Source organism: Ruegeria sp. BF12 (assembly GCF_056538705.1).
In genome coordinates, this window is sequence record NZ_JBQFTP010000005.1 from 51579 (window position 1) to 69869 (window position 18291).

The window sequence follows — 18291 nt, forward strand, 5'->3', positions numbered from 1 at the left end:
AAAACCTCGCCGGAAACTTTTGTCACAACCTACTTTGGCGGCCGTTGAAAGCGCCTGCGATGCTGTCACAATTAGTTCGGTCGAAGTGCCAATTGCCCTGTCCGCTTCACCACCCGCGCCGCCCGAAAAGTGATTGCAACCGACTTTGCCCGGCGAAAGGGTCAACGTCTTGTGGCGCAGTCAGACCCGATACCACACGCCTGACCAAAACCCAGCAGAGCACGGCGAATATGACACCTCCTAGCGCCTGCCCCAACAGCACACCCGGAGCACCCGCCAGATAGGCACCCGCGACCGCAAAAGGCCAGGTTCCCAACGTGTGCCTGCCCCAGTTTACCCAGGTCGAATAAATCGGGTAGCCAAGGTTGTTAAAGCTGGCATTCGCAACAAAGATTACACCATTAAAGAAGGACGCCAGGGCCAACGGACCGCAGAATAGATAGATCAGCGCCCGCGTCTCTCCTTGTGCCTGAAACAAATCGGCGATGGGTGCACGCAGAAGGAACAGAACCGCCGCCATCAGCACTACATAGACGGCGGTGAACTTCACCCCAGCCAGAAATGCCTCTTTCACACGGTCATACTGCCCTGCCCCAAAGTTCTGCCCGACTATTGGACCGATTGCGCCGGACAGGGCGAACACAACCGAAAACGCCACCGGTATCAACCGTCCAATCACAGCCATGCCTGCTACGGCATCAGTGCCGAACTGCGCGACCTCGCGGATGACGATGGCATTGCCGACCGGCGTGGCAACATTGGTCAGAACCGCAGGGATGGCGATCGCCCGCACTGGATGGATATCTTCGATCAACTGCTTCATAGACGGTCGGGCAAAACCGCGATGAACGCGAACGGCTGGCCTGACGGCGGCGACCAGCATACAGATCCGCGCGATCACTGAGGCGATGGCTGCTCCGTCCAGACCGAGTCCCACTGCGAAAATCAGGATGGGATCGAGCACCGCGTTTGCGACCCCTCCGTAAATCGTTGCCAGCATGGACCGACGCGCGTCGCCATACGCGCGCAGCACGGCCATGCCGGCCATCGCCACAGCCATCACCCACATCGTTGGCAAAATGATGGACACATATCGCACCGCCAATTGCAGCACCTCGCCCTGCGCCCCCAGCAACGACAGCAGAAATTTCAGGTTAATCATGACGATGGTGGACACGACTAATCCAATCAGAATGCCCAGCAAGGCGACGCTGGTTCCGAATTGCCTGGCCTTTTCAGGCCGCCCCGCACCCAGTTCACGCGCAACAAGTGCTCCGGCCGCAATCGAGAGGCCGACATTGACCGCGTTAGTGAAAAACAAAAGGGTCCCGGCATACCCGACAGCGGCCGCCAGCGCGTCATTACCCAGCATCGAGATGAAGACCATGTCCACGAAATCCACGGCAAAGATCGCCATCAGCCCGATACTGGTGGTCAGCGACATGCGGGTCACATGCCGCATCAGGCTGCCGGTCAAAAAGACGGCTGTTCCCGCGGTTTGTTGTTTCATTGGCCGGTCCGCCCCTTTGTTGTAACGGCGATCTGACTGTGAATGAGCGCGATCAGCAACCTCAAATTGCCGCCATCGAAATTCCGGTGTCACCGACCGGGTAATCCATTTCGAGAAAACCAGCTTAGGATGAACTCGTCAGCCTGCAAAACCAGTTTCCCTTGGCTCGGTTGATTTGTCTCAGCGACGCGAAGTTCACAATGTTGAACGGGTTGGAGAAACTAACTCACACCGGTGTTCATTACCTCTTCGGCACCGAAGGACCGGCGGTCGATATAGAAGGCGCGCGCGGTGTCCGGGTCAAAGGCGCAGACGGCACCGAAGCACGCCTGCGTGCGGGCACTGTCGCGCTGGGTACCAATGGCATTTTCAATGCTGCCATTTTGCAGCGCTCGGATATACGCAACGATGCGCTGGGCAAAAATCTGCATGAACAGGCGGTCGTGGACGTTCATGTCGACACTGCCAACATCAAAGGATTTTTTGGCGGCACCTCAGAAACCGGTCACGGCTATCATTTCTATCATGACATTGATCGCAGCACGGCCGGCGCGGCCCTGATCGAAACCCTAAACGCCCCGGCATCAATCCGGCGTGAGCGCGGGAAATGGGCCAACCGCATCCAGATGCGCATCGCCGTCGAAGATCTGCCACTTGCCGAGAACCGCGTTCTGCTTGAAGACGACGAACCCGCCATCGAATGGACTGGCTATTCGGATTATGCCATGCGCGGCATAGAAAGGGCAAAAGCGGGTTTGGCCGACATCGTTCCCGATACAGTCGAGGATCTTGCGGTCACCGGTCTTTTACCGTCGGACGCCCATATCCAAGGCACACATCGTATGGGTCTTTTTGTTGAGGGCTCGGTCGTCGATGACAGGCTGCGCCTTCATTCCGCGCCCAATGTCTTTGTGCTGGGCACAGGAGCGTTTCCAACCTGTCCACCGGCCAACCCTTCGCTGACGGTTTCAGCGCTTGCGCTCAGGGCATCGGAGGCAGTGTCATGAGGATTTCGCGTCGCAAAGTTATCGCATTGGGCGTCGGCGTCGTTGGTGCCGGTGTCGCTTACAGGGCGATCAAGGGGCACGGTATTTCTCGGCATGCGTTGGAAGTTATCCGCGACGTGTACGGGCCAGACATCGCGAATGACCCGGCAGCACACGCGTTCGCACAGGCCTACGAAGAGTTCGTTCTTGAAAAGGGCATTCAAGGCCAGATGTTGGATGTGGGCTATTGGGCCGGCCTGCAGGACCTGCCGTATGTCAGCGAAAAGCTCGGCAAGATAAACGACAGCGTTGTGGACAAATTTGCGTCGTCGACGAACGTCATCCTGGCCACCGAGCTAGGCAAACCGCTGGAGTTTGTCGCGCTGTTCGACCCGTTTCAAAACACCTGCCAAAACCAGCTGGGTGCTCAGGGGTATTCCGTTGCTTGACTGCGCCCGCCGCCGCTAATTCAACCGAATTGGAAAGCGCGCCCGGATTTCCGCGTCCGTCTCCGGCGCAATATGTGTGGGCTCGGGCGCCGACAGAAGTTCGCGCGTCCGAATACGCGCCCTCTCGAGTAGATCCTTGTCCGATGCGGTATCCCATTCCTGCGGCGTTCGGCGATCGGCCATGGCCGGGTAGTAGTAATCGGTTTGCATCCGTTGTAGCGTCTGATCGTGCCCAAGAAAGTGCCCCGGGCCGCCGATACAGATCTCGCGGATCGTTTCCAGCGACAGTGTCTCGCGGCTGACCTCGAAACCCCGCGTGGCACGCATGACTGACCCGATCACGTCGTTATCCAGCACAAAGCTCTCCAGCGAACAGCCCAGAAGCGAACCGTACATGCCGGCCGCTTCATAGACCAGATTGGCCCCGGCCAACGCTGCCAAAAGCTCGGTATAGCCTTTTTCGTATCCAGCCTGAAAATCCGGCATCTTGCTGTCCGTCATACCTGCACTGACCGCGCAGGGGATGTCATAGAACCGAGCCATCTGAGCACACGCGGCCATCAGCAGTCCTTGCTCGGCGCTGCCGCCTGACATCGCACCGGTGCGTAAATCGCTGACGAAGGGCAAAGCGCCAAAAGTGGCCGGATGACCCGGGCTGAGCAAATTGGCGTAAACTATCCCAGCCAGCACCTCAGCGGTTTGCTGAGCGACAGCCCCGGCCAGCGGCGCGGGACTTGTGGCGCCGGCCTGCCCAGCCGAGACAAGCTTTAGCGGTATGCCATGTCGCGCCGCGCATTCAATGACGCCCAGCGCCTCTTCGGCAAAAGTAAGCGGCGGAACGATGAAACAGGTAGACACGCAAATCGGAGGCCGAGCCCGCAGCGCCTCTGCTCCTCCCATAAGAATGCTCAACATGCTCACGGCTTCTTCCATCACCTCGGCTGACCCGAACGAAGTTCCGGTGGGTTTGGCAGTGCCCTTCAGGCAGGCATAGGCAGTGTTGAGATCCATCTCCCTTGGGTCTGTCAGGTCCCGCGCCACCACCGTGCGCTGAAACATGTGAATGTTCGGAAGTGCATCCGCCAGTCGGGCCATATCGTAGAGATCGCGCAGAGTGGAGTCGCGGATTTTGCGAGTGGCGCTGTCCACGATGTGCACCGCTGCCCCTGAGGTTCCAAAGTGGATGCGGCTGCCGGACGGGTCGATGTCATGCTCGGGCTTTTGTCCATAAAGCTTGAACCCACGGCCCGCGGTCTTCAGGACTTCGCGCACCATGTTTTCGGGCATTTTCAGCCGGCCATCTTCTGTCATCTGCCCACCGGCCGCGCAAACGGTCCGAGCACAAACGTCCGTCGCGCCCCTCAATCCGATTTCTTCGAGAATGCGCATCGCTGTCTCGTCGACCATCGCCAACTCGGCTGAGGTCAGGGGCTGATACCGGCCACCTTCGATGCCCGGCCAAATCGCCTCGGTCGGGCCAGAGCCCGCGCCGCCCTGCCGTTCCGCCATGCGCGCGGCGCGCCCGCCGCCTCGTCTTGTGCCGGTCATTGGCCTGCCTCCTCAAAGAATTTCGCGACATCCGGCGCGTCGAACCAGTCGAGCAACGCGTGGAACCTGAGCGAAGGCCTGTTGCAGATGGATCGGTATTTTTCGGCAAGCTGCGCCGTCGACATTGGGCGCTGGGGAGCCCCGAGCGGATATGTGCAAGCCGCCATGAGGACCGAACCGTCTGAAAGCGAGATCCGCAGCGTATCCGGTTGATCGTGATCGTAGTTCAAAGCCGGGTTGCGCGCAGGTTCCGGCGACACCGTGGTGATATCGATCAAACGTGCGACCTCCGGCTGACGCCAAAACTCATCCTCGCTATCTGCCAGCGTCAGCCCACCGGTGACAAGCGCCTGCGCAAGACAGGCCGGGGCCGAGAACAGGGCTTCGCTCCGGGATCGGGGCTTGTCAAAAGGCAATATGGCCAAGTGAAAATCCGGCATCGACGCCTCGATTGCGGTGATATCCTGCAAACGACCCAAGACTTGGGACCGCAATTCCAGCGCCGCCGTCATCAGCCGATGTGTATAACCGCAGGACGGCCACGGCTTCAAAATCAATCCGTACTGACGCAAAGCCCACGGAGCACCCAACTTATCCAGCATTACCTTGAAACGGTCCGCATCGTGTAAGCCCAACAACCCGCTGAAACCGCGCCGATTTTCCAGAACTTGCGGCTGCCCGGTGACACTGCTTTTCGCCAACAGGGCAGCTTCGACGCCTGCTCGCGCGGCGAAACCGGCCTGCAGTGGTTTGGCGTTTGAACCGAACTGAGCGGTGTAACCGACAGCCTGCGATGTCGCGATGCTCAGGGCATGAGCGGATTGATCTTCGGACAGCTTCAGGATACGCGCGACGGCCCCGGCCGCGCCAATCGTTCCGAGCGTTGCCGTGGAGTGAAACCCCCTTGCGTAGTGATCCAGCGAAACGGCCTCACCCAGCCGCATGATGATTTCCGTCCCCACCAGATATGCCAACGCCAATTCCCGACCAGACGTTGCACGGACATCAGCCGCCGCCAGCAACGCGGGCACCAGAACGACACTCGGATGGGTATTTCCGGGTTCTTCCCAATCATCCAGATCCCATGCATGACCCGCGACCGCATTCATCAGGGCGGCAATTGGTGGGCTGGACGTTTCATCCGCACCGAAGACGCGCGCGGAGCCCGTAGTCATCCGCGCATAAGCGGCCCGGACACGAACCGCCACACCGCTGTCAACCCCGGCAAGAATGCAACCAAAGCAGTCAGCGACCGCAGGAGCGATGATCGAACGGAGGTCGTCCGCAAGATCGGCTTGAGTGGCAAATTGGGCCAGAAACCGGATCGCCGTCATTACCCAAACGGATCAGGCTGATGGGGGTCGGTTGCTAGCCAGACCGACTTGGTCTGCATGAAACATCGCATGCCTTCCCAACCGTTTTCGCGACCATATCCGGACTGTTTGTACCCACCTACAGGGCTTTGTGTGGCGGCGTTGAAGTAGTTGTTGATGTAAACCGTACCGGCCTCAATCCGGTCGGCCATGCGCATGGCCTTGGTAACGTCGCGTGACCAGATACCAGCAGCCAGTCCGTAAATGGTGTCATTCGCGATCCGAACCGCCTCGGCTTCGTTGTCGAAGGCTTCAATCGAGACGACAGGACCGAAGACCTCATTCTGCGCAAGATCCGCATCGTTCGGCACATCGGCAAAGATGGTCGGGCCGATGTAATACCCTTTGTCGCGACAGACAGTTCGGCCGTCCAAAAGCAATTTATGACCTGCCTCTTCAGCCGCTGCGATACGATCTAAAACGTTCTCATAATGCGGACCGTTGGCCATGGGACCGATCTGGGTTTCCGGATCGGTAGGCTCCCCCACGCGGGCCTTTTTGACAACATCGACAAGCCGGTCCGAGAACTCTTCAACGACATTGCGATGCACCAAAAAGCGCGACCCGGCAATGCAAGACTGCCCGCCGGGCGGGAAGATACCTGCCGCAACACCATTCACGGCAAGTTCCAGATCGGCATCCGGCAAAACGATCTGCGGGGATTTGCCGCCCAACTCCATAATGATCGGTTTCACCTGACGCGCAGCGACAGCGGCAGCCGCGCGACCGCCAGCGGTTCCGCCTGTAAAGGACGCCATCCGAACATCCTTGTGGTCGATCAACGGCTCTCCGGTCGTGCTGCCAAACCCTGTGACGACATTGAGCACGCCGGGCGGAAGGTCAGCCTCCAAAAGCACATCCATCAGTTCAAGCGTCGAACAGCTGGAGTGTTCCGAAGGCTTCATCACCACTGTGTTTCCGGCAGCAAGACAAGGGGCGAGTTTCCAGATCAAAGTCCCCAAAGGCGAATTCCACGGAAGGATCTGTGCGACTACACCGAAGGGTTCCCATTTCATGTAATTGTGCATGTTGGGGGTCTCGGCCGGGATGACCCGGCCTTCGAACTTGTCACACATGCCAGCGTAGTAGTGCCAGCTGTCGACCAGCCAATGCCCCTCTTTCAACCCCGGCGTGATCATGTGGGGCAGCTTACCGTTGTCCTGCGTCTCAATTGCCCCAAGCCGTTCGGCATGTTTTGAGATCACGTCGCCGATACGGCGCAAAACCCGCCCCCGTTCCGCCGACAACATTCGCCCCCATGGACCGTAGTAGAACGCCTCTCGCGCGGCTGCCACTGCGCGATCAACATCGGCCTCGCGGCAATCCGGAACCCGTGCCCACACCTCGCCATTTGCCGGGTTTTCACTGTCGAACCAGACACCGTCTGCCGGATCATGCCATTGATTATTCGCGAAATACTGGAACGTGCGGATATCAGCCATTCAGGTCTCCGAAGGGTTTTCTGAAGGGAGCGCCGGGCGCCCAAGTATCATATCGGCAGCTTTTTCTGCCATTGCGACAACGGTAGCATAGAGGTTGCCCGTGATCTGCGTGGGCATCGCACTCGCATCCACAACGCGCAGCCCATCGATCCCCCGCACCCTTAACTGATCGTCAAGTACAGCCATAGGGTCCCCATCGCCGCCCATTCTAACCGTGCTGCACGGGTGGTGCCCGGTGTAAGCCGTTTCGCGGATAGCCGAGACGATTTCCGCGTCCGTGCGCGCCGTAGCCCAGGGGCCGAGCTCTCCGGTCACGTATTTGGCAATCTGCGGCTGGGCCATGACTTCGCGCATGGCTTTGACACCGCGCACAAGTTCATCGAGATCGCGCGGGTCTGCGAAGTAATTCGGATCGATCTGGGGATACACAATAGGGTTTGCACTGTTCAGGCGCACAGTGCCAAGGGACCTGGGACGCTCTTGATTGATGTCGATCTGCACCCCGGCGCGGGCCACTTTGCGGCCCCGGACCAAAAGCTTGCGACCGAGTCTCTGCAGTAACGGCGCGGCCTCTGTTTCACCATTGCCCAAGTTTTCTTCGATAATCATGGGGGTCATGTAAACCTCAAGCTCTGGCAGTGCGGGGTCATCAATTGCATGAAACAGAACGGTCGAAAACATTGCCCCGCCGCCCGGACCGGTCCCATTCAGCAGCCAGCGCGCCATAAGCATCGCGGCCTTGTCCAACCTCTGGTGGCGCGCATGCGAAAGGTCCAGTCGGTCCGAAGCCCATTGCATCGAAACGTCAACATGGTCCGCCAGATTTCGCCCTACCCCAGGCAGATCGACAATGGGCGCAATCCCATGTTCCTCGAGATGCTCGGCCGGACCAACACCTGACAACATCAAAAGATGCGGTGTGCCGAAAGCGCCCTGGCATGCAATGACTTCACGGTTGGCGCGAAACCGTTCGCCGCCAAGGGTTTCGACACCGACGGCGCGTTTGTTTTCGAACAGGATGCGGGCAATGTGCTTGCCTGTCAGCACAGTCAGGTTTTCAGGCGGGGATTTTAAATAGGCGATGGCCGATGATTGGCGAGTCCCGCGACAGACCGTACTGTCGTTTCGTGCAACTCCGGTCCTGTGCGGCCCGTTGAAATCGGGCAATCTGGTATGGCCCTCCGCAACCGCGGCCTCTACAAAGGCCTGATCCAGCGTACCGAAGTTCGCTGCGGGTTCCGTTTTCAAAGGTCCCGCAACGCCATGATACCCGTCGCGCCGATCCCGCGATCCTTCTGATCGGCGAAAGTAAGGAAGAAGGTCGGAATAGCCCCACCCCTTTAGTCCCATTTGCCGCCAGGCATCATAGTCGGCTGGTACGCCGCGCATGTAGATCATGCCGTTGACAATCGACGTGCCGCCCAGCGCCTTCCCCCTTGCGAAATAGATTTTGCGCCCGTTCAGAGCCGGCTGAGGAACGGACTCGTAACCCCAGTCGAGGCGTGGGTTGCCGAAGACAAATCCATTTCCGGCGGGCATTCGGATGAACAGATCGCGCCCTTTCCCGCCCGCTTCGACCAGACAGACCGACACATCAGGATCTTCCGCCAGACGCGCGGCCAGCGCACATCCGGCCGATCCACCTCCGGCAATAACGTAATCAAAGACCGTCATCCCGAGAGCCTTTCCAGAATGGCATCGGTTATCGAACTGCTGTCAGCGGTGCCGCCAAGGTCGCGCGTCATGATACCGTCTGCCAGAGCCTGCTCGGCAGCCTGCTCTAACGCTTTTGCCAGATCCGGGCGGGCCAGTGAGTATTCAAACATCATGCCGACGGACAGGATCATGCCTATCGGATTGGCGATACCCTGCCCTGCGATATCCGGTGCGGAGCCGGACGTACTTTCATACATTCCAAAAACAGGACCACCCTTAGGATTGGCGGACAGACAGGCCGAGGAAAGCATCCCCAGCGACCCGGAGTAGACGGCCGTCAGATCGCTCAGAATGTCGCCCAACTGGTTGCATGACAGAACAACGTCAAAATCCCCGGGTCGACACATCAACTGATAAGCGCAGTTATCCGCGAACATGTTCTCGAAGGCCACGTCCGGGTATTGGGTGGCAACCTCGCTCACCACTTCGCGCCAAAGCTTGTAGCTTTCCATCACGTTGGACTTGTCGCAGCTGACCAGTTTACCGCGACGGCGGCGCGCGAGTTGAAAGCCGCCATGGGCAAATCTGGCGATCTCATCCGCGTCGTAAGCAGTAAGGTCGTAGCCCTGTCGCACGCCGTTCACCTGCCGCTGCCCCCTTTCGCGCGCAAACATAGCGCCGCCACACATCTCCCGCAGGATAAGAACGTTTGCGCGATCGGCGAGCCCGCGCCGGAATGGGGTATGGTGCAACAATGGCTGCCAGGCACGCGCCGGGCGCAGGCCCAGGTAAGTTTGCAGATGGTGCCGCAGATACATCAGCCCGTCCTGACACTCTGCCCCACCGGGGACGCGGATGTTGTCCCATTTCGAACCACCAACCGCACCCACCAGAACTGCATTTGCCTGCCGGGCTTTTTCCAACACTTCCGGTCGACAAAACGTTCCGTGCGCATCCCACGATGCACCATGCAGCAGATCATGCTCGACATTCAGGGTCAGACCAGCCTTTGCCGCCAATGCACCGGCGACCCGCAAGCCCTCGGCAAGGATCTCCGGGCCGATGCCATCCCCTCCCAAAGCGAGCAGTTTGACGTGCAACAGCAACATTCCTTTTTCAGCGTTCATGATCAGACTAACCCCTTGCCCGCATCGAAAAAGACGGAAATGATGAATGCCGATCATTCCCGGAAGGAATAGTATGAGTGGTTAAACCCTTACCTCTGGCACAGATAAACGCATTCGAGGCCGCAGCGCGGCATCTGAGTTTTTCGGCCGCAGCCAAAGAGCTGAACGTGCAGCAACCTGCTGTCAGCCGGCAGGTCGCGGCCCTTGAAGCGGCGCTCGATACACCACTATTTGTCCGCAGCAAGCCGCGTCTGACGCTGACCGAAGAAGGCGAGCAACTGGCATCAAGCGTGTCCCGGGGTTTTGACGCGATCCGTGCCGATATGGACGACATTCGTAACCGGCAAAAGGAAAGCCGCATTGTTGTCAGCGCGGCCATCGGATTTACCAGCTTGTACCTGCTACCAAGACTGGCCGATTTTCAGATGTCCCACCCTGATATCAAAGTTCAAATCGTCACGCGCGATCAAAATCCGGACTACGACTTGAACCGATGCGACGCGGTGGTGGTGTTTGGCGAACAGGGTGTGCCAGGTTTGAACAGCATGAGAGTCTTCCCCGAGCGCATGGTCGCCATATGCCACCCGGACTATTTGAAATCTTCCTCGCCACTTTCGTTGGACGAGCTTGCGCAACAACGTCTGTTGCATATGTCCGGCCCAGCGCATGCGGATGATTGGAACAGGTATTTTTTAGGCAGCGGCCAGCAGGTACCCCGCCCGGCAACACACGACCGATTTCTCAGCTACATGGTCTATTTGCGTGCCATTCAAAACGGGCTTGGGGTTGGCATCGGCTGGCGCCCGATGATCGACGAATTCCTCCTGAACGGATCGTTGGTTCAGGCCTGCAAGCACGAGCCCGCAACGAACCGGGGCTATTTCTGTTCGGCAACGAAAACCGGGGTGGCGAAATCAGAGGTCGATATGTTCATGACCTGGCTTTCCGACGGCACCTAGGCAGTACCAGGAACGAGACCCTCGCGCCGCGACGAAGGTCACTCCAGTAAAAAATTAGTACAAAACTCGCCCTCCATACATTATAAAAACCGAATATACGAAAGTTTCAACGTACATATAATGTCTTGGTTCGAATGCCTGGGGAGGTTTTAATGCTTCGACTTTCAACCTGTTTGATCTCATTGTTTGTTTTGCCAACATTCGCTTGGGCAGACGCCGTACCCAGCAAACAGGCGGCCGAGGGCACCTTTGCGGACCGCCCGTTTTCACCTTATGCCAACCGGTCCTTTCCCGAACGGCCACTCTGGGGCGACACGCACCTGCACACCGGACTTTCGCTGGATGCCGGCGCCTTCGGGAACACTTTGCTTCCGGATGAAGCGTGGCGGTTTGCGAAGGGCGAGCAGGTTACTTCGTCCACCGGTCAACCCGTCAGGCTCGCGCGCCCGCTGGATTGGATGGTTCTGACGGATCACACAGATCTCATGGGGTTCGCGCCTGACCTGCAGGCCGGAAAACCCGGAGTGCTTTCCGACCCAAAGGGTCTGGAATGGTACGAAGGGTACAAAGCTGGCGGTGAGGATGCGGCCAAGGCAGCCTTTGATATTATCACCAACTTCTCGCAAATGACCCTGCCCGAGATTTTGCTGGAATCCTACAGCCCGGGTGCGGATGCGTTTGCGTTTACTTGGGAACAGATCGTGCTGGCTGCCGAACGCCATAATGATCCCGGTAACTTCACCGCGTTTATCGGGTTCGAGTGGACCTCGGTGCCCAAGGGTTTCAATCTGCATCGTAATGTCATGCTGCGCGACGGCCCGATCAGGGCGCTGCAAGTCGTGCCTCCGGTGACGCAGCCGCCCTACGGCGATACCGACCCCAAAGCGTTGTATTCCTGGCTTGAGGACTACGAGGCCAAAACCGGTGGCCGCGCCGTGGCCTTTGCCCACAACGGGAACCTGTCCAATGGCTGGATGTTCCCGACCGAAGACACCTATCACGGTGGCCAGGTGGACGAGGAATACGTACAGAACCGCGCCAAGTGGGAACCGCACTACGAAGTCACTCAAATCAAGGGCGACGGCGAGGCGCATCCGTACCTCAGCCCTGATGACCCGTTTGCCGATTATGAAAACTGGGACGTCGGAAACCTCGATATCACCGAGCTGAAAACCGATGACATGCTGGCCGGTGAATACGCGCGCGAGGCGCTGAAACGCGGTTTGGCGCTGGAAGAAAAGTTCGGCGTGAACCCCTATAAATTCGGCATGGGTGGGGCGACAGACAGCCACACGTCCCTTGCCACAGCTGAAGAGGAAAACTATTTCGGCAAGTCCGTGAGCGCCGAACCCTCTGCCACACGCGTTCTGCACCCGTTTGTCGAAAGCGACCTGGGGGCGTTTGAAGGCCATACGCTGGTCGCCTCGGGGTACACAGCGGTTTGGGCATCGGAAAACACCCGTTCGGCCATTTTCGATGCATTCAAACGGCGTGAGACCTACGCCACAACCGGCCCGAGGATCGGTCTTCGTTTCTTTGGCGGCTGGGACTTTCAGGATGAGGACCTGCTGACGCGTCTGGTGGCGGATGTCGGTTACACTAAGGGCGTTCCCATGGGCAGCGACCTGCGCCCCCGCGAAGGTGACGGAGCACCGAATTTCCTGATCGGCGCCCTGCGCGACCCGATCGGAGCAAATCTGGACCGTGTTCAGGTCGTAAAAGGTTGGTTGGATGCCGAGGGGGAAATGCACGAGAAAGTGTTTAATGTCGCCTGGTCCGATGACCGCGCGCTGGACGCTGATGGCAATCTGCCCGAGGTCGGCAACACCGTAGATCTGGAAACCGCCAGTTGGAGCAATACAATCGGCGCCTCCGAACTGGTGACTGTTTGGACCGACCCTGAGTTCGACCCCGGCCAACGCGCTTTCTACTACGTTCGGGTTCTTGAGATCCCGACGCCACGCTGGGTCCTATACGACAAGCTCCGTTTTGGTCTGGATCTGCCGGAAGAGGCTCAGCTGGTCCATCAGGAACGGGCGTATTCCTCACCCATTTGGTATACGCCCAGCGAATAACGGGATAATTTGATTTACAGTTTCTCCGGGTGGCTTACCCTGCCCGGAGATTTTTCGACACGACCTCGGGACCGCGCATGCGAATTTTGAAAGAACCTCTGTTCCACTTCATTTTGATAGGGATCGCCATTTTCTTCTGGTTTGCATGGGTTTCTCCCCGGCAAGACATCGTCGAAGAAACTGACACGATCACAATCGACGGCAACGATGTCGCTCTTTTGACCACTCGTTTCGAAACCAGTTGGAACCGCCCCCCCACGCAGGACGAGTTGCGGGCTCTGATTGAAGCAACGGTCCGAGAAGAAGTTCTGGTGCGCGAAGCCCGCAAGCTGGGACTGGATCAAGGAGATCAGGTCATCCGCGCGCGGCTTGCGCAAAAGATGGATTTCCTGACCGATGCGATTGCTGCATCCGTCGAGCCGGAAGACGACGTATTGCAGACCTATCTTGAAGAAAATCCTGAGCGTTTCACGACGCGCCCGCAGATTGCATTTGATCAGGTCTATCTGGGGCAGACGGTTGAGCCCGAAGTTATCAAGAATGCAATTGCGTCGGTAAATGGGCTGGATGATTGGGACAGTTTCGGGCAAACGACTTTACTGCCAAAGTCCATGCCTTTGTCGACGGCCCGTGTGGTGGACTCGAACTTTGGCATTGGATTTTCGTCATCTCTGGGCACGTTAGAACCGGGTATCTGGTCCGGCCCGGTTCAGTCTGCATTCGGCATTCACCTTGTTCGCATCACCGACAAACGAGCACCTGAGCGGCCGAAATTGGATGAAGTCCGTGATTCCGTTCTACTGGAATGGCGGCGCGAAACTGGCGCGGATCTGGCGCAAGCGCAATATGAAAACCTCGCGTCGAGCTACCGGATCGAGACCCCTGAGATAAACCAGGTTCCCGAATGAGGCAGATCCTTTGTCTACTGCTTGTCGGCTGGGTGTTGATGTCGGGTAAAGCCGCCCACGCGCACGCGCTTGACCCCGGATATCTGGATCTGCGCCAATTGGCGTCCGATACGTGGCAGGTGTTGTGGCGCAAACCCGATGTCACCGGCCGCCCCATGGACATCAACGCCCTTTTGCCCAGCCAATGCGACCAGCCTCGAGGCCCGGAACCAAAATCGGATGGCGCTGCGTGGATCGCAACCTGGGTCGTTCAATGCGATGAGGGTTTCGCCGGTCAAACCATCGCAATCGAGGGTCTGGAGCGGCAACGCAATGACGTTCTGATGCGCATTCAGCCACTTTCGTCCGAACCTACAACTCTTCGGTTCACACCCGATATGCCGGTTCTGACAATACCTGAACAACCTACGACCTCGACTGTGTTGGCCAGCTACTTCCTTCTTGGGTTCGAACACATTCTTGAGGGCTGGGACCACCTGCTATTTGTCTTCGCCCTGTTCGTTCTGGTACGCGATCCGTGGCGATTGGTCGGTGCGGTAACAGCTTTCACAGTGGCGCATTCGATTACGCTGGCCCTCGCCACCTTGGGAGTGCTGCGCGTCCCCGCCCCGCCAGTCGAGGCCGTGATTGCCCTGTCCATCGTGTTTCTGGCGCTGGAAATCCTCTACCGAAAAGACGGCAAGCTGCGCCTGTCCGAACAGTATCCCTGGATCGTCTGCTTTTGCTTCGGATTGCTACACGGGCTCGGTTTTGCAGGTGCGCTGGCCGAGATCGGTGTGCCGCCAGAAGACATATTTGCCGCTCTGTTTGCGTTTAATGTTGGGGTCGAGGCCGGTCAGCTTCTGTTCATCGCCGCTCTGTCGGCCCTGATTATAATCTGGCGTTTGTTGGCACCGTCGGTGATGTCCAAAGCCGACGCTGTTGCCGTACCAGTGACCGGTTATGCCATCGGCTGCGTGTCGATGTACTGGTTGGTCGAACGTGTCAGTGGGTTTTGACTTGCTCGTTCACCAAATTAAGGCGCCTCTAACTGTGGCAAGAGCGCATGCACCCGATCCATCTGAGCCTGCGCCCAGCCTTCGTTTGTCAGTTTCTGATAGTGGCGCGCTTCGGCCAACAAGCTCTGCGCGCTCTGCGGATCTCCAATTTTCAAGTTCAGCTCGGCAATAAGCGTCAGAAAGAACGGTTTGTAGTTTCCTGCGCCACTGTCCCACCAGGCTTCAGCTGCCTGCTGCAGTGCACGGATCGTCTCAGGTGTAGGCGAGTTATACGCGGTCGCCCAACTGCGCCAGAAATTGGCCGTTATTGTCATGAAAGTGAAGGAATGCTTGTCCGACAGCTCTTCCAATTGTTGCACCACCTCTAACACCTCGTCGGGTTCGCGGCGCAAAATGTGCAGCATGCAAAGATAGGTCAGCGCTTGGGCAATACTATGCGCATGTTTGAGACCCTGCGCGGCGCTGACAGCCGTGCGCTGGATATCAAGCGCACGGTCGGGCTCTCCCATTAGCCACACTGCTATGCTCAGAAAGCAGGAAGTTATCGCGGCATGATCGGAACCATAGACGTAAGCGAGGCGCCCATGCTGATCCGCGTCGTACAACTGCAACGCCTGCTCAAGATGCTCGTGCGCGGCGTCCAGATCACCAATATGCAACAGCACAGCCCCCATCGCGCGATGGGCGATCATGACATGATGCGTTTCGTCGGACTGGCTCGCGAGTTCAAGAATTTGTTCGGCCACCTCTTTCGCCAGATCATATTCGGCCCGCACCAGATGGAATGCGTAAAGGCCGTTCAGGACGGGAAACAGGTTCTCTGTCTCGTCCAGACGGTTGCACAGCTTTCGAATTCGGGCGTAAGCCGCACCGGTTTCGTCAGCCGCAATGCCCTCCGTGGATCGGAGCACGCCCGCGCGAAGAACCTGAATCTCGACCTCCTTGCGGTCGCGTTCAGCGGTTTTTTCCAGCTCGCTTAACTGCTTAATCGCATTTCCAAGCTGGGTCACAGCTTCGACATTTGCTGATCGCTCGGCTGCGCGCTGACCAGCGAGGTGCCACTGCTCGATGGCCTCTGCGGTCATTTCGGCCATGGTGTAGTGATGCGCTAGAATCTCCGGGCCCGTGCCTGCGTTGCTCGATGTTTCGTTGCCAAGAGCCCCGGCAACGCGTGCGTGTAGGCTGCGCCGTTCGCTTTTCAGAAGGCTGTTGTAGGCTGTGTCCCGAATAAGCGCGTGACGATACACGAACGTCTCTTCGGGCTCGGCTTCCGCAACTGTGACAATACCGGCATCGACCAACAGATCCAGACCAGCCCGCAACGCCTTGTTGCCAAATCCAGACACGCTGGAGATCAGAGGATAGGTGAAATGCGGCCCGATCACAGCGCCGATCTGGGCCACTTCCTTGGCCGAGCTCAGGCGGTCGAGACGCGCCATCAATGCGTCATGCAAAGTGCTGGGTACTGAAGGCGCAGGATTAGAGGCACCATCCAGCGTGACTGCATTCGCGCGATCCGCCAAAACGCCGGATTCCAACAGATCCTTGGTCACCTCTTCCACATAAAGCGGTACGCCGTTGGATCTGCCGGCAATCACGCCGAACATCTCAGGCGGGATCGGCTTACCTCCCGCAACTTCGTGAACGATCTCTCTGACTTGCGGGAAATCCAGTTGCTTCAGACGGACATGGGTAACATGCGGCTTCATATCCCAACCTGCGTCGAACCCGGTCCGATGTGTCATCACAACCAAAACCGACGTATCCTGAACTTTATCAACGATCCGATCCAGCAGTGTTTTTGTTGTCGGGTCGATCCAATGCGCATCTTCAAACAGAAACAAAACAGGGCGTTGCCCGGCCTCGGCGACAAAGTGTTCGACCAACATGTCCAGCGTCTGGTCCATGACTTGCTGAGGCGTTAGATCAAGTTGACCCAACTGATCTTCAAACGGGATGGACAACAGCGCCGCCGCCAGTTTCAACGCGTCATCGGACGGGGCGCCCAGAGTTTTAGCCACTTTTTCAAGCTTGACGTCGTTAGCGTCGTCGGCACGCAGATCTGAGGCGTTTTCAAGTTGACGGATAACCGGATAGAAAGCGCTCGTCTCGTGATAGGGCGAACACTGGAACCGCAAATGCCCAGAGCGTGCGTCGCCAACTTTGAGGCGAAGCTCTTCGATCAATCGGGATTTTCCGATCCCAGCTTCGCCGGACACCAGGACGACCTGCCCCTGCCCGACGCTGGCCTGCGTCCACTTGCTGTGCAGGGTCTTGTACTCGTGCTCCCGACCAATCAGAGAATTCATCGGGCCACTGTCAGCGGCCATAAACCGGCTGAGGGTCCGCCGCGTTCCCGTCACCTGCCAAGCTTCGACCTCTTTCGCGAAGCCCTTGAGCTTGAATGCACCGCGCAGAACATACTCGAAAGCGTCCCCTGCCAGTTGGTGCGTAGTGGGCGCCACGATCAGAGTACCGGGGTCGGCCATTGCCTGAAGACGCGCGGCCAGATTCGGCGTTTCGCCCATGGCGGTGCCGTCCTCAAACATGTTCTCGCCGCGCAGATCGCCAACAACCACCAGACCTGTTGCAATACCTATACGCACCTCAAGCCGCGCATGGGTATGAATTTCCGGTGTCTCCTGAATGATGCGCAGACCTGCACGAATTGCCCGCTCGGGATCGTCCTCATGCGCTTGCGGAAACCCGAAGAACACCATGATGCCATCGCCGTAGTAACTGGCGATATGCCCGTCAAATGCCGCCACGGCCGCGGCGCAGGTCTCTTTGAAAAGCCGCAGCACCTCGGCCAAATCTTCCGGGTCTAGCCGCTGAGCGATTTCGGTAGATCCGACCAGGTCGATGAACATAACGGTCAGTTGCCGCCGTTCCGCAACGATTGTGGGACCTAGTGCCGGATTGACCGGCTGGGCGCCATGCAAAGTTTGCTCTCGAACGGCTTTTGCAAATCGCCGCCGTGGCCCAAGCGGCAAGCCGATTGTGACAAGATCATTATCCGTCAACTCGGACAGATCACCCACTTCTATTTCATGTTGGGCGAAGGCCTCGGCGTATTTTGACAGGCCGTGCCTTTCAAGCCAGATCTCGATTTCAGACATGCGATCGTTTCATTTGCCTCAAACCAGAAACAGGGTGCTGCAGAGTGAAGGGACCCGTTCATTTCAGCAACTACTAGAATGTGGTGAAGTTACCACATTCTCCAACCAGACTACGCTCCATGAAGGACGACCCCGCGGCTT

13 protein-coding genes are annotated in these 18291 nt (G+C 58.1%); 6 read left to right on the top strand and 7 right to left on the bottom strand.

Annotation, left to right across the window (positions count from 1 at the left end; all coding sequences use genetic code 11):
• Window positions 1-106: 106 nt before the first annotated feature.
• On the bottom strand, window positions 107-1510 hold the full coding sequence (locus ACR0J0_RS10030) for an MATE family efflux transporter (protein WP_480663500.1): 1404 nt from the start codon (window positions 1508-1510) through the stop codon (window positions 107-109).
• 200 nt (window positions 1511-1710) lie between these two features.
• Between ACR0J0_RS10030 and ACR0J0_RS10035 the strand changes: the two genes are divergently transcribed.
• Both ACR0J0_RS10035 and ACR0J0_RS10040 read left to right on the top strand, forming a co-directional pair.
• On the top strand, window positions 1711-2517 hold the full coding sequence (locus ACR0J0_RS10035; RefSeq protein ID WP_480663502.1) for a GMC oxidoreductase: 807 nt from the start codon (window positions 1711-1713) through the stop codon (window positions 2515-2517).
• Window positions 2514-2945, top strand: a complete 432-nt coding sequence (locus tag ACR0J0_RS10040) for a hypothetical protein (protein ID WP_480663504.1) — start codon at window positions 2514-2516, stop codon at window positions 2943-2945. Before ACR0J0_RS10035 ends, ACR0J0_RS10040 begins: the two co-directional genes overlap by 4 nt.
• 15 nt (window positions 2946-2960) lie before the next feature.
• Here ACR0J0_RS10040 and ACR0J0_RS10045 read toward each other — a convergent pair whose 3' ends face one another.
• The 5 genes from ACR0J0_RS10045 to ACR0J0_RS10065 are packed head-to-tail and all read right to left on the bottom strand — an operon-like array spanning window position 2961 to window position 10091.
• Complete coding sequence (locus ACR0J0_RS10045; RefSeq protein WP_480663506.1) at window positions 2961-4493, bottom strand: trimethylamine methyltransferase family protein; 1533 nt, start codon at window positions 4491-4493, stop codon at window positions 2961-2963.
• The gene (locus ACR0J0_RS10050) at window positions 4490-5827 is read right to left on the bottom strand and encodes an MmgE/PrpD family protein (protein WP_480663507.1); all 1338 of its coding nucleotides are present in this window, start codon (window positions 5825-5827) and stop codon (window positions 4490-4492) included. The genes ACR0J0_RS10045 and ACR0J0_RS10050 overlap by 4 nt, the downstream gene beginning before the upstream one ends.
• Entirely contained in the window at window positions 5827-7308 is a 1482-nt protein-coding gene (locus ACR0J0_RS10055; protein ID WP_480663509.1) for an aldehyde dehydrogenase family protein, read from the bottom strand. Before ACR0J0_RS10055 ends, ACR0J0_RS10050 begins: the two co-directional genes overlap by 1 nt.
• The gene (locus ACR0J0_RS10060) at window positions 7309-8982 is read right to left on the bottom strand and encodes a GMC family oxidoreductase (RefSeq protein WP_480663511.1); all 1674 of its coding nucleotides are present in this window, start codon (window positions 8980-8982) and stop codon (window positions 7309-7311) included. It abuts the gene before it with no gap.
• Complete coding sequence (locus ACR0J0_RS10065) at window positions 8979-10091, bottom strand: isocitrate/isopropylmalate family dehydrogenase (RefSeq protein WP_480663513.1); 1113 nt, start codon at window positions 10089-10091, stop codon at window positions 8979-8981. Before ACR0J0_RS10065 ends, ACR0J0_RS10060 begins: the two co-directional genes overlap by 4 nt.
• 77 nt (window positions 10092-10168) lie before the next feature.
• Here ACR0J0_RS10065 and ACR0J0_RS10070 point away from each other — a divergent pair, with 77 nt between their 5' ends.
• The 4 genes from ACR0J0_RS10070 to ACR0J0_RS10085 all read left to right on the top strand — a co-directional run bounded on the left by ACR0J0_RS10070 (window position 10169) and on the right by ACR0J0_RS10085 (window position 15031).
• Complete coding sequence (locus ACR0J0_RS10070; RefSeq protein WP_480663515.1) at window positions 10169-11050, top strand: LysR substrate-binding domain-containing protein; 882 nt, start codon at window positions 10169-10171, stop codon at window positions 11048-11050.
• A 152-nt stretch (window positions 11051-11202) separates the two neighbouring features.
• Window positions 11203-13125 carry a DUF3604 domain-containing protein gene (locus ACR0J0_RS10075; RefSeq protein ID WP_480663517.1) on the top strand — a complete coding sequence of 641 codons (1923 nt, stop codon included), beginning with the start codon at window positions 11203-11205 and terminating at the stop codon, window positions 13123-13125.
• A 77-nt stretch (window positions 13126-13202) separates the two neighbouring features.
• Complete coding sequence (locus ACR0J0_RS10080; protein ID WP_480663519.1) at window positions 13203-14033, top strand: peptidyl-prolyl cis-trans isomerase; 831 nt, start codon at window positions 13203-13205, stop codon at window positions 14031-14033.
• On the top strand, window positions 14030-15031 hold the full coding sequence (locus ACR0J0_RS10085; RefSeq protein WP_480663520.1) for a HupE/UreJ family protein: 1002 nt from the start codon (window positions 14030-14032) through the stop codon (window positions 15029-15031). The genes ACR0J0_RS10080 and ACR0J0_RS10085 overlap by 4 nt, the downstream gene beginning before the upstream one ends.
• Window positions 15032-15048: 17 nt before the next feature.
• Here ACR0J0_RS10085 and ACR0J0_RS10090 read toward each other — a convergent pair whose 3' ends face one another.
• Window positions 15049-18150 carry an AAA family ATPase gene (locus tag ACR0J0_RS10090; protein ID WP_480663522.1) on the bottom strand — a complete coding sequence of 1034 codons (3102 nt, stop codon included), beginning with the start codon at window positions 18148-18150 and terminating at the stop codon, window positions 15049-15051.
• Between the last annotated feature and the right edge of the window lie 141 nt (window positions 18151-18291).